Origin of the sequence: Psychromicrobium ferritrahens (assembly GCF_043789415.1) — a bacterium.
Lineage (GTDB): Bacteria > Actinomycetota > Actinomycetes > Actinomycetales > Micrococcaceae > Renibacterium.
In genome coordinates, this window is sequence record NZ_JBDLLW010000004.1 from 125,165 (window position 1) to 139,897 (window position 14,733).

General features: G+C 61.3%; 15 protein-coding genes. 12 read left to right on the forward strand and 3 right to left on the reverse strand.

The window, feature by feature from the left end:
- The first annotated feature begins 12 nt into the window (after nucleotides 1–12).
- Nucleotides 13–1,536 (forward strand): GTPase HflX, encoded by a 1,524-nt coding sequence (gene hflX, locus ABDK06_RS14265; protein WP_463401509.1) that lies wholly within the window; start codon nucleotides 13–15, stop codon nucleotides 1,534–1,536.
- A complete protein-coding gene (locus ABDK06_RS14270; protein WP_394942196.1) occupies nucleotides 1,529–3,583 on the forward strand; it encodes an ATP-dependent DNA helicase in 2,055 nt (684 codons plus the stop codon). Before hflX ends, ABDK06_RS14270 begins: the two co-directional genes overlap by 8 nt.
- A gap of 137 nt (nucleotides 3,584–3,720) precedes the next feature.
- On the opposite strand, the gene lexA is transcribed toward ABDK06_RS14270, so the two are convergent.
- Nucleotides 3,721–4,395: a transcriptional repressor LexA gene (lexA, locus tag ABDK06_RS14275; RefSeq protein WP_394942326.1), complete on the reverse strand. Its 675-nt coding sequence runs from the start codon at nucleotides 4,393–4,395 to the stop codon at nucleotides 3,721–3,723.
- A gap of 404 nt (nucleotides 4,396–4,799) precedes the next feature.
- Between lexA and ABDK06_RS14280 the strand changes: the two genes are divergently transcribed.
- The 8 genes from ABDK06_RS14280 to ABDK06_RS14315 all read left to right on the forward strand — a co-directional run bounded on the left by ABDK06_RS14280 (nucleotide 4,800) and on the right by ABDK06_RS14315 (nucleotide 11,074).
- Nucleotides 4,800–5,156 (forward strand): LysM peptidoglycan-binding domain-containing protein, encoded by a 357-nt coding sequence (locus ABDK06_RS14280; protein WP_394942198.1) that lies wholly within the window; start codon nucleotides 4,800–4,802, stop codon nucleotides 5,154–5,156.
- A gap of 207 nt (nucleotides 5,157–5,363) precedes the next feature.
- Nucleotides 5,364–6,524 (forward strand): histidinol-phosphate transaminase, encoded by a 1,161-nt coding sequence (locus ABDK06_RS14285; RefSeq protein ID WP_394942328.1) that lies wholly within the window; start codon nucleotides 5,364–5,366, stop codon nucleotides 6,522–6,524.
- Between the two features lie 92 nt (nucleotides 6,525–6,616).
- Nucleotides 6,617–7,234, forward strand: coding sequence for an imidazoleglycerol-phosphate dehydratase HisB (gene hisB, locus ABDK06_RS14290; RefSeq protein ID WP_394942200.1), 618 nt, complete (start codon nucleotides 6,617–6,619; stop codon nucleotides 7,232–7,234).
- Complete coding sequence (hisH, locus tag ABDK06_RS14295; RefSeq protein WP_394942202.1) at nucleotides 7,231–7,920, forward strand: imidazole glycerol phosphate synthase subunit HisH; 690 nt, start codon at nucleotides 7,231–7,233, stop codon at nucleotides 7,918–7,920. The genes hisB and hisH overlap by 4 nt, the downstream gene beginning before the upstream one ends.
- Entirely contained in the window at nucleotides 7,921–8,073 is a 153-nt protein-coding gene (locus tag ABDK06_RS14300) for a hypothetical protein (protein ID WP_394942204.1), read from the forward strand.
- A gap of 27 nt (nucleotides 8,074–8,100) precedes the next feature.
- Nucleotides 8,101–8,838, forward strand: a complete 738-nt coding sequence (priA, locus tag ABDK06_RS14305) for a bifunctional 1-(5-phosphoribosyl)-5-((5-phosphoribosylamino)methylideneamino)imidazole-4-carboxamide isomerase/phosphoribosylanthranilate isomerase PriA (RefSeq protein WP_394942206.1) — start codon at nucleotides 8,101–8,103, stop codon at nucleotides 8,836–8,838.
- On the forward strand, nucleotides 8,835–9,785 hold the full coding sequence (locus ABDK06_RS14310) for an SseB family protein (protein ID WP_394942208.1): 951 nt from the start codon (nucleotides 8,835–8,837) through the stop codon (nucleotides 9,783–9,785). The genes priA and ABDK06_RS14310 overlap by 4 nt, the downstream gene beginning before the upstream one ends.
- Complete coding sequence (locus ABDK06_RS14315; RefSeq protein WP_394942210.1) at nucleotides 9,782–11,074, forward strand: MFS transporter; 1,293 nt, start codon at nucleotides 9,782–9,784, stop codon at nucleotides 11,072–11,074. Before ABDK06_RS14310 ends, ABDK06_RS14315 begins: the two co-directional genes overlap by 4 nt.
- A 6-nt stretch (nucleotides 11,075–11,080) precedes the next feature.
- Here ABDK06_RS14315 and ABDK06_RS14320 read toward each other — a convergent pair whose 3' ends face one another.
- Nucleotides 11,081–12,001, reverse strand: a complete 921-nt coding sequence (locus tag ABDK06_RS14320) for an NAD-dependent epimerase/dehydratase family protein (protein ID WP_394942212.1) — start codon at nucleotides 11,999–12,001, stop codon at nucleotides 11,081–11,083.
- 126 nt (nucleotides 12,002–12,127) lie between these two features.
- On the opposite strand from ABDK06_RS14320, the gene ABDK06_RS14325 reads away from it, so the two are divergent.
- Complete coding sequence (locus ABDK06_RS14325) at nucleotides 12,128–12,841, forward strand: TetR/AcrR family transcriptional regulator (RefSeq protein ID WP_394942214.1); 714 nt, start codon at nucleotides 12,128–12,130, stop codon at nucleotides 12,839–12,841.
- A 174-nt stretch (nucleotides 12,842–13,015) separates the two neighbouring features.
- Here ABDK06_RS14325 and ABDK06_RS14330 read toward each other — a convergent pair whose 3' ends face one another.
- Complete coding sequence (locus ABDK06_RS14330) at nucleotides 13,016–13,381, reverse strand: DUF1844 domain-containing protein (protein ID WP_394942216.1); 366 nt, start codon at nucleotides 13,379–13,381, stop codon at nucleotides 13,016–13,018.
- 328 nt (nucleotides 13,382–13,709) lie between these two features.
- On the opposite strand from ABDK06_RS14330, the gene infC reads away from it, so the two are divergent.
- A complete protein-coding gene (gene infC / locus ABDK06_RS14335) occupies nucleotides 13,710–14,681 on the forward strand; it encodes a translation initiation factor IF-3 (protein WP_394942218.1) in 972 nt (323 codons plus the stop codon).
- The last annotated feature ends 52 nt before the right edge of the window (nucleotides 14,682–14,733 follow it).

The window sequence follows — 14,733 nt, forward strand, 5'->3', positions numbered from 1 at the left end:
GGCGGCACCGATATGTCCCCGGCCGAGATTCAGGCAGTGATCGATCGGATCCTGGCCAAAGACGTCGCGGCAGCCTCCGCTGAGCACGACGTGCTCAACGGTCGTGCTCAAGCCCTCAGTTCGCTTTCCCGCGAACACGGTGACTATGACGGCGACCAGGAGGACTTGCAGGACCGTCGTGCACTGCGAAGAGTCGCAGGGCTCTCCACTGAACTCGACGACGTCACCGAAGTCGAATACCGGCAGCTCCGACTGGAGCGCGTGGTGCTCGCCGGGTTGTGGAGCGAAGGGACCTTAGCCGATGCCGAGAACTCCTTGAGGGAACTCGCCGCGCTGGCCGAGACCGCCGGTTCAGAGGTGCTCGACGGTTTGGTACAACGCCGAACCAAACCCGATCCTGGGACTTTCCTCGGTTCGGGCAAGGCTCTCGAATTGAAGGACGTGGTGGCAGCCACCGGAGCGGACACCGTGGTGGTGGACGCAGAATTGGCGCCTTCTCAGCGCCGCGGACTGGAAGACATCGTCAAGGTCAAGGTCATTGATCGCACCGCACTGATCCTCGATATCTTCGCGCAGCATGCGAAGTCCAGAGAAGGCAAGGCCCAGGTTGAACTGGCTCAGCTGGAATACCTGCTGCCCAGGCTGCGCGGCTGGGGCGAATCGATGTCCCGGCAGGCCGGTGGACAGGTGGGCGGCGCGGGCGCTGGAATGGGTTCGCGCGGCCCCGGTGAGACGAAGATCGAACTGGATCGGCGCCGAATCCGCACCCGGATGGCCAAGCTGCGTCGCGAGATCGCGGCGATGAAGCCCGCTCGAGAGACCAAACGGGCTAACCGCCGTCGTACCGAGATCCCTTCGGTGGCGATCGCCGGATACACCAACGCTGGGAAATCTTCGATCCTGAACCGGCTCACCCACGCCGGGGTGTTGGTGGAGAACGCGTTGTTTGCCACCCTCGACCCTACGGTGCGTAAAGCCAGCACCCCGGATGGCATCGGCTTCACCCTTGCGGACACTGTCGGCTTTGTCAGATCTTTGCCCACCCAGCTGGTGGAAGCCTTCCGCTCCACTTTGGAAGAGGTCGCGGACGCCGATCTGATTCTGCACGTGGTGGACGTCTCGCATCCGGACCCGGAAGGCCAGATCACCGCCGTCCGGGAAGTTTTCTCAGAGGTCGACGCTCGGAAAGTACCCGAGATCATCGTGCTCAACAAAGCTGACGCCGCTGATCCCGAGGTGGTTGAACGGCTGCGTCTGCGCGAGCCGCGTTCGGTAGTGGTCTCCGCACGAACCGGCGAAGGGATGGACGAGCTGCTGCAACAGATCAGCAACTCGATTCCACGTCCCAGCGTTGAGCTGGAGCTTCTGATTCCTTATGACCGGGGAGATCTGGTGAATAAATTGCACCAGTCCGACGCCGACATCCTGGAACAGCAGCACGGCCAGGACGGCACCTGGCTCAAGGTCAAGGTCCGCGAAGGCCTGGCCGCTGAACTGGCGCCTTTCAAGAACCAGGGCTCCAGGCCGAATGGCTGAAGCCGTTGAGGCGGAATCCACCGCCACGAAGGAAGCTCTAGCGCTCAAGTTACTGGACGCCGCAGTGGCCGCAATGGGCGGTCAGCAGCGTCCCGGGCAGCATGAGATGGTCCGGCAGGTGGTTCGCTCGATCGAATCGGGCGACCACCTGCTGGTCCAGGCGGGTACCGGCACTGGTAAATCTCTCGCCTATCTGATTCCACTCATTGTGCACGCGCTGGAAAGCGATCGTCCTTCCCTGGTGGCCACCGCAACCCTGGCCTTGCAGGCTCAGATCGTCGGCCGGGATCTGCCGCGGCTGCTGGCTGCCATCGAGCCTGAAGTGGGCAGGAAGATCGACGTCGCGCTGGTCAAAGGCCGGAGCAACTACCTCTGCAAGCACAAGGTCTCCGGCGGATTCCCCACCGATGAACCGGAGGACGGCCAGCTGTTCGCTTTGGGTGAAGACACGGCGGTCGTGCACCTGCCGGGCAGCGGTCCAACCACCGCCCTGGGCCGTGAAGTGGTGCGGCTCCGAGAGTGGGCTGAGGACACTGAAACCGGAGATCGGGACGAACTCACTCCCGGTGTCACCGACCGTGCTTGGCGACAGGTCTCGGTCACCTCGGTGGAGTGCCTGGGCACTCAGAAGTGCCCGATGGCCGGGGAGTGCTTCAGCGAGCTGGCGCGGGCGCGCGGCAACCAGGCCGACGTCGTGGTCACCAACCACGCGATGCTGGCGATCACTGCCTTTGAGGGACTCGCGGTGCTGCCCGACTACGATGTGGTGGTGGTCGACGAAGCGCACGAGCTGGTTGACCGGGTGACCGGTGCGGTGACCGGTCAGCTTTCGGCAGCGATGGTCAATATAGCCGCCAGTGCGGCACGGAAGCACACCGCAATCAGTGTCGATGATCTCAATGCCGCCGCGACCGCCTTGGACGCCGTCCTGGAGAACGTCACGGAAGGCTGGCTGCCGGAAGGGCTCAGTCCACAGCAGCTCGAAGCGGTATCGATGGTGCGTGAAGCTGCGCGTACCGCACTCTCGGACTCCAAGGGGGATTCCTCTCAGGTGGCTGATGGCGGTCGTCAGATGGCGCGCTCGCGGCTCTCGATCATCCTGGAGCTCTCCGAACGGCTGCTCACCGCGGCGGATTCCGGCGAAGTGGTCTGGCTCTCCCGGCAGGGAGTGTTCGACCCGAAGAAGGGTTATGCTGCAGCGGATCCCACGGTTCCCGGAACCTTGAACATCGCACCCTTGAGCGTGGCGATGAAACTGCGGGATGGGCTCTTCGCCGAGCACACCGCAATCCTGACTTCTGCGACGCTCGCGATCGGCTCGGCTTTCGAGCCGACGGCGGCTGGGCTGGGCCTGCTGGGAGCCGGTGCACCGAGCTGGAGCGGTGCTGACGTGGGCAGCCCCTTCGACTACACCAAGCAGGGCATGCTCTATGTGGCGGCTCATTTGGAGAAACCCGGCCGGGGCAATTCTCCGGAACAGCTGAAAGAACTCGAGGAGCTCATTAAAGCTTCCGGGGGCGGTGCGCTGTGCCTCTTCTCCTCGCGCCGGGCGGCTGAAGATGCGGCCGATGAACTACGCTCGCGAGTGGGGGTCAGCATTCTGTGCCAGGGGGAATCGTCGATGGCTGCGCTGATCAAACAATTCGAGGCCGAGCCCGACACGTGTCTTTTCGGCACTATGTCGCTGTGGCAAGGAGTCGATGTGCAGGGAGCCTCATGCCGTCTGGTGACCATCGATCGGATTCCCTTTCCACGCCCCGATGATCCGCTGATGACGGCGCGCACCAGGGCGGTGGCGCAGGCCGGGGGCAATGGATTCATGAGTGTTTCCGCTACTCACGCTGCGATCAGATTGGCGCAAGGGGCCGGTCGGCTGATCCGTTCTTCGCAGGACAGGGGAGTGGTCGCGGTACTGGATTCCCGTTTGGCGACCGCGAGATACGGTGGTTTCTTGCGGGCGGCATTGCCACCGTTCTGGGCCACTACGGATCGGAATATCGCCTTGGGTGCGTTGCAGAGGCTTTCAGAAGTTAGCTCTGCCAAGTGACTATTGCAGCCCACTGAACCGAAGGTTCGGTGGGCAGGGATTAGTTTGACCTATTGAAACCTGGATTCAGTGGGGTCCAGTGCAGAGGATTTTTCCCTCCTGGGAATTTTCGTTGCGAACCGAAGTGAAGACTGGAGCTAAAGCGCGCGCAGCACGGTGACCACTTTGCCCATCACAGTGGCATGATCGCCCAGGATCGGCTCGTACTGGGTGTTCTGTGGCAGCAGCCAGGTGTGACCATCACGCTGCCGGAAGGTCTTCACGGTTGCTTCGTCGTCGAGCAGGGCGGCCACGATGTCTCCGTTGACGGCGTCGTTCTGACGCCGCACCACGACCCAGTCGCCATCGCAGATCGCGGCATCGATCATTGAATCACCGGCGACTTTCAGCATGAACAATTCGCCGTGCCCCACCAGCTGGCGAGGCAGTGGCATCACGTCTTCCACCACTTGGTCGGCCAGGATCGGTCCACCGGCGGCGATCCGCCCGACCAGGGGGACCATTGCGGTGTCCTGCGCGCTGGCGAGCTGAGCGACATTGAGACCGCTGGCGCTGCGGAGTTTGGCGGCATCCGAGACGCCTTCAATATCTGGATCGCCTTCGCCCAGGGTGAGCGGGATCAGCACTTCCATCGCCCGCGGTCGTTTGGGATCACGCCGTAGGTAGCCCTGTTTTTCCAGCTGGGAGAGCTGGTGGGTCACGCTGGAGAGACTGGCCAGACCGACTACATCGCCGATCTCGCGCATTGACGGCGGGTAACCATTGCTCGTAATGGAGCGCTGAATGCACTCCAGGATCTTCTTCTGCCGCATGGACAGGCCCTTCAAGCCGCTTCGTCGTACGACCCCGTTCTCTGGCTGCTCCGCTGTCTGCGGCTTCTGCTCTGCCATGGTAAATCGTCCTTTCAGCCCTGCCATCCGCTTGCCAGATAAGGTCCCGGCAATACTGTCGGTGCTCGATGATGGACTGTTTCCATGAACGGCACCGGATGTGAAGTAACTCTTGAATCTGGCTCAAGGCTAGGCGAATCCGGAGCGGATTTCAAACATATGTTCTAGCGAGTCTTTGCAAGTATCGATCATTCGTGCTAAAAATAAAGCAGCAGATTCGAAAACATGTTCTATTAGAACTCCATGTCGCGGAGAAAATAGAAAGTCTTCGAAACAACGAGAGGAAAGGCAAGGCAATGTCCAGCGGAATCGTAGCTAGCAGTGCAATGTCAGCAATCACCTTCAACTCCGGCAGGGCCACTGCTCAGGAGGCTAATCCTTCACGGCTCAAGCTCACTCGCCGTGGTCGTTTCCTGCTGTTCGGCTTGCCGCTCATGCTCTTGGCCGTGGCAGCTCTCGTGCTGCTGGGTTTTGCTACCACCTCGGCACACGCCGGGGTGGGGAGCGTCGGTACCGGCACCGCTCAGGTGACCGTGCAGGCCGGGGACTCCATCTGGTCGATTGCTGCCGCGAATGCTGCCGACCGGGACCCCCGTGAAGTCGTCGCTGAGATCGTGGAATTGAATAATCTGGACAGTTCGGTCTTACTGCCCGGCCAGCAGATCTTCGTTCCCACTCGCTAGAAATAAGGCGCTAGAAATACTGTGCTGAAGCGTCTTGTTCTTGAACACTCATTGGATCATCCATCTCGCTGGTGACCATGGAAAGCGTTGATCGAGCGCTTTTTCGAAGACCCTGCTGCGTCATCCAATGACTCGAGCACCCCTCCCGGAACTCAAGGGCTTAAACTCGGTAGGGTGAATCAAGAACCAGGATCAGAACCCTTCCGGTTGGTAAGCCCCGCCTCTTCAGCCCTTGGAACTGAAGTTCTTGAATCCAGCCACGCCGAACGCCTCAAGCGGCTCAATAAGCTCCCCTTGCGGGATAACCTGCGGGGCCTAGAGCCTTACGGTGCTCCTCAGTTAGACGCTCCGGTTCTGCTGAACGTCAACGAAAATACCCACGGCGTGCCCGCAGATGCCCGTCAGGCGATTATCAGCGCGGTCGAAGAGGCGTTGAGTGGCCTCAACCGTTACCCGGATCGCGAATTCACCGCTTTGCGTGAAGCCCTGGCCAGTTATCTAGGTCATGGGTTGAACGCGGAGAATATCTGGGCTGCCAATGGCTCGAATGAAGTTTTGCAACAGATTCTGCAAGCTTTTGGCGGGCCAGGCAGGGCCCTGCTGAGCTTTCCCCCGACGTACTCGATGTACCCGCTGCTCGCGAGCGGTACGAATACTGAGTACCTTAGCGGGCGTCGGTCCGCTGATTTTTCGCTCAGCGCCGATTCGGCTGCTCAACAGGTGACGGAAGCCGCCCCTCAACTGGTGATCCTCTGCTCACCGAACAACCCTACGGGTACTGCTTTGGATCTTGAGGTGGTGCGGGCTGTCTATGACGCCAGCGAAGCAGCGCAGAGCATAGTGATTGTTGATGAGGCCTATGCTGAATTCGCGCATCCGGGGACTCCCAGTGCTCTGACGTTATTGCCGGGTCGGGACCGTCTCATCGTCTCTCGCACCATGAGCAAGGCCTTCGCGCTAGCCGGAGCCAGATTGGGTTATCTCGCTGCGGCACCTGAGGTGACCGATGCCCTTCGCCTGGTTCGCTTGCCCTATCATCTTTCGGCGCTGACCCAGGCGACCGCTGTCGCCGCTTTGGAGCATTCCGTCTCCTTGCAAGCGAATGTCGAAGATATCAAAGTGCAGCGAGATCGCATTGTCGAGGGGCTGCGGCAACTCGGCTTGCAACCGGCCCCTTCGGACGCCAATTTCGTCTTCTTCGGTGGGCTTGCCGAGCCCACCGTGATTTGGCAGGGATTGTTGGACGCCGGAGTGCTGATCCGAGATGTCGGCATTCCGGGAAGCCTGCGAGTGACCGCTGGTACCGAAGCTGAAACCACGGCCTTCTTAGAGAACCTAGCCAGGTTGCTCGGTCATGAACAGTTCTGAACTCACACCAGCCGGGCCGGACTCTCTAGACTGGAAAAACTCCCTAAACTGGGAACAGCATCGTTTCACCGGAACCAGATCGAAGGATTTTGATGAGCAGCACCCCCCTTACCGGGCGCACCGCACGACTGGAGCGGAAAACCTCTGAGTCGTCCGTACTGGTCGAACTAAATCTCGATGGTACCGGGGTCTCCCAGATCGATACCACCGTGCCCTTCTATGACCATATGCTCACCGCGCTGTCGAAGCATTCGCTGATCGACCTGACCGTCAAAGCCAGCGGGGACACCCAGATCGACGTGCACCACACGGTAGAGGATGTCGCCATCACGCTCGGTGAAGTGTTGCGCACCGCCCTGGGGAACAAAGCCGGAATCCGGCGCTTCGGTGAGGCCACAGTGCCCCTCGATGAAGCTCTGGCCCACGCCGTGGTCGATGTTTCCGGGCGTCCCTATCTGGTGCACGGCGGAGAGCCTGCGGGGCAGGAGTATCACCTGATCGGCGGACACTTCACCGGTTCATTGACCAGGCACGTTTTCGAAGCGATCACTCTGCACGCTCAGATCTGTCTGCACATGCGGGTGCTCGCGGGCCGAGATCCGCACCATATCGTCGAAGCGCAGTTCAAAGCTTTCGCCCGTGCCCTGCGTTCCGCTGTGGAGAGCGATCCCAGGGTGGAAGGCGTGCCGTCCACTAAAGGATCGTTGTGAAACCTACTGTTACCGTCCTGGATTACGGCTCCGGGAATGTGCGTTCCGCGGTGCGTGCTTTAGAGCGGGCAGGAGCTGAGGTCACCTTGAGTGCCAAGGCCGCCGATGTCCTGGAAGCCGACGGTCTGGTGGTTCCCGGCGTCGGCGCTTACGAGACCGTGATGAACGAACTCCGGCAGGTCGATGCGCTGCGGATGATCGGTCGCCGGGTGGCCGGAGGTCGGCCCGTGCTGGCGATCTGCGTGGGCCTGCAGATCCTCTTCGACGCCGGTGTTGAGCACGGCAAACGTACCCAGGGCATGGGGGAGTGGCCTGGAACCGTTGAGCAACTTCCTGCCGAGGTGCTTCCGCATATGGGCTGGAACACTGTTGAAGCACCGGCCGAAAGCGTGCTCTTCGACGGGGTGGCCGGTGAACGCTTCTACTTCGTGCACTCCTACGCCGTGCAGGCCTGGGATTTCGATGTCACTCAGCCCAAGATGCGAGCACCGCTGGTCACCTGGAGTGAGCATGGCAGCCGCTTCATCGCCGCGGTCGAGAACGGACCGTTGAGCGCAACTCAATTCCATCCCGAGAAATCGGGTGACGCCGGCGCCAGACTGCTCAGCAACTGGGTCGGCGCCCTGCCGAAGAAAACCGGGCCGAGGAAAACCGGCCAATCGAACATCAAAACTGAGGTGCGCTAGATGGTGTCAATTCTGTTGATGGGCCTCGGCGGCTTGCTGATCGGCGGGGTGATTGCCTTTTGGCAGCAGAAGACTCCTCGCTGGATTCCGATTTCCTTCGGCGTTTTAGCCGTGCTGGCTCTGCTCGGTGCTTACCTCTTCACGCTCTCTTAAACCAGTCCACGACAAAAGGAACGACTGATGAACATTCTTGAACTGCTTCCCGCGGTGGACGTCGCCGATGGCCAGGCGGTGCGCCTGGTCCAGGGCGAAGCGGGCAGCGAGACAGCCTACGGTGCCCCTCTTGAGGCGGCTCTGGCCTGGCAGAACGATGGGGCTGAATGGGTTCATCTGGTCGATTTGGACGCTGCTTTCGGCCGCGGATCAAACCTGCCGCTGCTGCGTGAAGTGATTTCCGCGCTCCGGGTCAAAGTGGAGCTCTCCGGCGGAATCCGGGACGATGCTTCGCTCGAAGGCGCCTTGGAGTTGGGGGCGGAGCGGGTCAATCTGGGAACCGCCGCGCTGGAGGACCCGGAGTGGACGGCACGTGCCATCAGCCGTTTCGGCGACAAGATCGCGGTCGGCCTGGATGTTCGGGGCACCACTTTGGCCGCCCGCGGCTGGACTCGGGAAGGCGGGGACCTCTGGGAAGTACTGGCTCGCTTGGAAGATGCAGGCTGCCCCCGGTACGTGGTGACCGACGTCACCAAGGACGGCACTTTGCGCGGGCCCAACCTCGAACTGCTTCGCGAAGTGCTGGAAAAAACCGGGAAACCGGTGGTCGCCTCGGGCGGGATCTCCAGCCTGCGGGATCTCGAAGAGCTCCGCAGCCTGGTGCCGCTCGGCCTGGAGGGTGCCATTGTGGGCAAAGCGCTCTATGCTGGCGCGTTTACTCTGCCGCAGGCCCTCGACGTTGCCGGACGCCCTCAGTTCTCGTGACCGGATCGCAGCCGAGGGACTTGCCGGCGCATATTGCCGCGGCACTGCAAGGAGCCGGTGGTGAGAGCGATACCGCGGGTCAGCCCTGGGCAGGCCGTGAACTGCACGGTCAATACCATCAGTTCGATGCCGACGAAGGTGCTGCTGATCCTGCTCTGGAGTCGGCGCTGAAAGCCCTGATCTCCGGGATGACGGATGAAGCAGCCGTGGTGCAGAGCCTGAGCCAGGCGAGGGTTTTCGTACCGATCGTCGCCGAAGTCGCGCAGAGCGAAGCCGGGCCGCACGGTTTGCACAGTGACAAGGAATCCGAGATGGCCCTGGTGAGCGTGCAGGCTCCGGATGGTCGCCGCGCACTGCCGGTTTTCAGTGATATTCAGCGGCTGCAGGCCTGGCATCCGCAGGCCAGACCGGTTGCGGTGTACGCGCCCCGGGCCGCGCTCTCCGCGGTGGCCGAAGAGGCCCAATTGCTGGTGCTCGATCCCGGTGCCGAATTCACTTTTGTGGTGCGGCGTCCAGCGGTCTGGGCCTTGGCCCAGCAAAAGCCGTGGCTGCCCAGTTATCTGGATGGTGCTCTCCATGCCAGGGTGCGCGAGATCGTAGAGCAGACCGGCGATGAACTGGTGGCTCAGTCACCGGCAGCGAGCCGAAAGGAAGCGACGACGTCGGCCGCCATACCTCTGCTGCGCGGGCTGGATGTGCTTCCCGGCTCGGGGATCAGGGCTCGCACCGCAGGGATCGCTGCGGCTCCCGTCGCTGTCGCTGGTGGCGGGATCGGCCCGGAGCTCAGATTGGTGCTGCTGCTGGGGGCCGGTCTGCAACAAGGTGAGCTGAACGAACTGGTGGCGGGTTTACAACGCCGCTTGGCCGAGGATTCACTGTTTGCAGAACTGGTCGACTCATTAGAAATCAGCATTCAGGGTATTGAAAGCGAGGAGGGCGCGCAGTGAATTTTCGACAGTACGGGCAACTGCTTCGGGTTCCTGCGCTGCGTCAGTTGCTTCTGGTGGCCATGCTGGCCCGTATTCCGCACTCCGCCTCAGCTGTGGTGCTCACCTTGCATGTGGTGAACAATCTGGGTCTCGACTATGCCTCCGCCGGTATGGTGGGGGCAGCGGTCACCGTGGGCATAGCTTTCGGCGGCCCTTGGCGCGGTCGGCTCGTGGACACCAAAGGCCTGCGCAGGGCGGTGCTGCCCTCCATTGTGAGCGAAGTGGTGATCTGGTCGATCGCTCCTTTCCTGACCTATCAGTTACTCTTGGTCGCCGCGCTGGTCGGCGGGGCACTGGCGGTGCCGATCTTCAGCGTGGTGCGGCAGGCTCTGGGCGTCATGGTGCCCGCTGAACAACGCAGAACCGCCTATGCCCTGGACTCAATCGGTGCTGAGCTGACCTTCATGATCGGCCCGGCAGCCGGTGTCGCCTTGGCGACTATCAATACGGTGCCGGCCCTGATCGTTATCGGCGTTGCAGCCTCTCTGGCAGGGGTGCTGCTTTTCTGGTTCAACCCGCCCACTCGGAGCGGCCAGCCCGGCAGCTATCAGGCTGATGTCGCAGACGCCGTTGATTCTTTCGAAGAGCTCTCCCCGGCGGAAGCCGCCAGTAGTACTTCTTCGGCGGCAACCAGCCCGTTGAGCAGAATCCTGAGTCCCTTCAAAGGGCAACTGAACTGGCTCAACGTAGCGGTGCTCGCGGTGCTCGCCGCCTCGGTGGGAGTGGGCATGACGCTCACCGGAACAGATATCGGAATCGTCGCGGTGCTGCGAGAGCACGATCAGCAGCCGACCATCGGCATCGTCTTCGTCTTCTGGTGCGCTGCTTCGATTGTGGGTGGTTTGATCTACGGCGCCCTGCACCGGAAGATCAATCCGCTCTGGTTGCTCGCCTTGATGGCCGCGCTGACCATACCGATGGGCTTCGCCACCGATACCTGGGCACTGGCCCTGCTGAGCGTGCTACCGGGTTTGCTGTGCGCGCCGGTACTCTCGGCGAGTTCGGAGTGGATAGCCAACCTGGTTCCCGAGGAACGTCGTGGCGAGGCGATGGGGTGGTACGGCTCCGCGATCACGCTGGGCAGTGCGATGGGTGCACCGCTCGCGGGTGCAGCGATCGACTGGGTTGGTCCGTGGGGAGGCTTTGGCTCAGTGGGCGTCATCTCTGCCCTCCTCGCCCTGCTGGGACTGGCCGCCCAGTGGCTACGCCGTCGTCCTTCGACTGCCGCAAGCAGCCAGCTCGGCTAGCTCTGGCTAGAGAGCCTTGATCGAGTCCAGGGTAGTGTGTAAAGCCTGCTCAAAGGGGGTGGCCCGGAGGCCGAAGCGCTCTTCGGTCTCGGTGGAATCCGCGATGAATTCATGAGTGAACTGGTAACTGCTAGCGGCTACTTCACGCATCCGGGGATTGAACAGGCCCATGCCACGCAATACCCAGCCGGGAATGCCGATGACCTTGCCCTGTACCCCGCTGAGTTCCGCAACCTGATCAGCGATCCGCAGCCTGCTGTCATGGCTGGAATGCGGGGTGACCCAGGCTCTGCTCAAGGCATCTTCTTCCCGCGCGACAGCGATCAAGGTCTCGGCGATGTCCGGTAAATAGGCCCAGCTGTGCTTGAGTGAGGGGTCACCCACCACCTGAGTGGTCTTTCCCTCCAGCAGCGGTCCGAAAAAACGATCTCCCAGATGCGCATTGACCGATGACCCCGGGCCGAAATAATCGCTGGCGCGTACCTCTGCAGCGCGGATATCACCCTTTTCCTGCGCAGACAGCAGGCTCTGCCACAGCTCGGCGCGAATCTGCCCCTTGCTGTCGTGGGGATTGAAGGGGGTTTGGGCGGTCATTGCGCCATCGGGGACGCCGTAGGCATAGAGATTGCCCATTAAGACGATCTTTGCCCCAGTGGCCTTGGCAGCTGCGATGGCTGCTCGGCCGATCGGCGGCCATTCCTCGGCCCAGGTGTGATACGGCGGATTGGTGCAGATGAAGAGCGTCTCAGAGCCTCGAACGGCCTCGGTCAAGGCATGAGCATCCGAGCCGTTGACCACGACGGCGGTTGCCCCGGCCACTGGGGTGCCCCGGCGGCTGCCGATGAGGACCTGATCTCCCGCAGCGCTGAGTTGTCTTGCCAGTTCCGCGCCGATCAGACCTGCGCCGAGAATGAATTGCTGTGCCACGATTCCTCCAAAGATTTTCAGTTTGAGAGAGCAGTGCTCTCGAAATGAGATTAGCGGATGTTTCAACATAAAACAAGAGCAGTGCTCACGTTTGTAATCATCGCTCTCTAATGGCACCATAGTTCTATGCAGGATTCAGCGGATCAAGTGGTTCAGGGGATGCGAGGGGTGCGTGCCCGGGCCCGTGAACAGGTGCTCTCGGAGATCATCTCGATCGCTGAGCTGCAATTGCGGCAACGAGGGGCTTCTGAGCTCTCGCTGCGCGCTATCGCTCGCGAGCTGGGAATGGTTTCTTCGGCCATCTATCGCTATTTTCCGAGCGCAGATGCCCTGCTGACCACACTGATCATCAGGGCGTATAACGATCTGGCTGATGCTGCCGAGGCGGCTTTGCAGGCTAAAGGCGGTGATTCCTCGCTGCGACGGTATTTGGCGGTCTGTCACGGCTGCCGGGACTGGGCGCTGGAGAATCCGCAGCGATTCGCGCTAATCTACGGTACTCCGATACCCGGTTATGTCGCCCCCAGGGAAACGATTGACCCAGCGACCAGGGTGGCCAGATTGTTGATGTCGACCATTGAGCTGAATCGGCCCGCTCCACAATTTTCCGAGGCCGCGGACTGGGCGGCGGAGCGATCTCAACTTGCGCTCAAGCTCTCCGAGGTCGTCGGCGAAGAGGTCGACGGCGATCAGATCGCGGCCGGCGTGGCGGGCTGGAATCAGCTCTTCGGCTTACTGAGCTTCGAGTTGTTCGGGCATTTCGTCGGTTCGGTAACGGATAACCGGAGTTATTTCGACGCCGTGATGCTGCACTGGGGCAGGCATCTCGGCCTGGACTAGCCGCGGTTCGGGCCATTCCGATCCCTCACTCCTTAACCAGCTATCCCACTGAGTGGTGCAGATGTTCTGGAAGTTCTGTTTTTGGTGTCGTAGCTGACCCTCCAGTAACACTGGGTGGGACGGCTGGACCAGGTTGGAGGGGTTTTGATTTGGCGTTGAGTGGTGGCTGCTGAGTTAGTTGACCGGGCCGGTGAATTTCTCGCCTGGGCCCTGGCCCGGGGCATCAGGAAAAGCTGATGCCTCACGGAAGGCGAGTTGCAGGGAGCGCAGTCCATCGCGCAAGGGTCCGGCGTGCTGGCTGCCGATTTCGGGGGCAGCGGCGGTGACGAAACCGGCGAGAGAGGTGATCAGCTTACGCGCCTCATCGAGATCCTTGAGAGATTCCGCCTCCGGTCCTTCGGCCAGACCGACTTTGACCGCGGCCGCACTCATCAAGTGCACCGCAGCGGTATTGATCACTTCGATCGCAGGTACCTCAGCGATATCGCGGATCACCGCGGCTTGTCTGTCGGGGGTCAGATTATCCTCAGGGCTGCTCATACTGCTAAGCTTGTCATAGACCGGCTGGAAGTCGCTATTTTCCCGTGTCCATCTGAAAGCAGATTGACTGGAATGAACGACCGCCAGCTAGCAAGCGGAGTTCTCTCCCACCTGTCGACCCGAATGCCTTGCTCCAACGGCAAGCCGGAGTTGCCGGGTATAGGTCGGTCGCCCGGTTCTGACTGGGTGAGCCGTATCTTTGAGGCCTTCGATTGCACCGGCAATCGGAGGCCTTCTCTTATGCCCGGTGTCTGAACATCACGCAAAAGACATACAGGAGTCACACATTAGCGAGCCACGAATCAATGATCGAATCCGCGTCCCGGAGGTGCGGTTGGTTGGACCAGCTGGCGAACAGGTCGGCATTGTCCGTATAGAGGATGCCCTGCGCCTAGCCGCTGAGTCAGATCTGGATCTTGTTGAGGTTGCACCGATGGCTAAGCCGCCGGTCGCTAAACTTATGGATTTTGGTAAGTACAAATACGAAGCTGCCGTCAAGGCACGCGAAGCCCGGAAGAATCAGACGAATACGGTTCTGAAGGAAATTCGCTTCCGGCTCAAGATTGACAAGCACGATTATGAGACCAAGACCGGTCACGCCCTGCGCTTCCTTGGTGCGGGTGACAAGGTCAAAGCCATGATCCAGTTCCGTGGTCGTGAGCAGCAGCGTCCTGAGATGGGCATCCGTCTCTTGCAGCGCTTCGCTGATGACGTCGCTGAGGTCGGTGTGGTGGAGTCCACTCCACGGATCGACGGCCGCAATATGGTGATGGTGATCGGTCCTTTGAAGAACAAGGCCGAGGCGAAAGCCGAGGCCCGTCGTGCCGCTCAGCGTGCTGAAGCGAAAGCGGCCAATGAGGCCAAAGTCAAGATCGACGTCGAAGGCTCCGGCCCGATGACGCAGAGCCTTGGAGATTTGCTGCCGGAGGCACTCAAGCCGAAGGCCGAGCCAGAAGCTGAGACAGCCGTGGAAGAAGAGATCATTGAGGTCTTGGAAGCCCCGGTGGTTGAAGCCGAGGTGGAAGAGAAGGAAGCTGCTGAGGTGGTGGAGGAGCCTGCTGTTAAGCCTGCTGCCGCCAAGCCAGCCGCTGCCAAGCCCGCAGCTAAGGCTGTGAGTTCGGCCGCTAAGCCTGCGGCAGCCAAACCGGCCGCTGCTAAGCCGGTGGCTAAGCCCGTTGCGGCCAAGCCGGTAGCTGCAAAACCAGTTGCTGCTAAGCCAGCGGCCGCTGCTAAGCCGGCGGCCCCGCGCAGTGCAGCCAAGCCGGCAGCCAGCCGGAGCACCAAAGATTCAACTGAATAGTCAATACCCAGAGCTTCGCCCCGATCCATTGAACGGTGGCATAGCGTAGCGA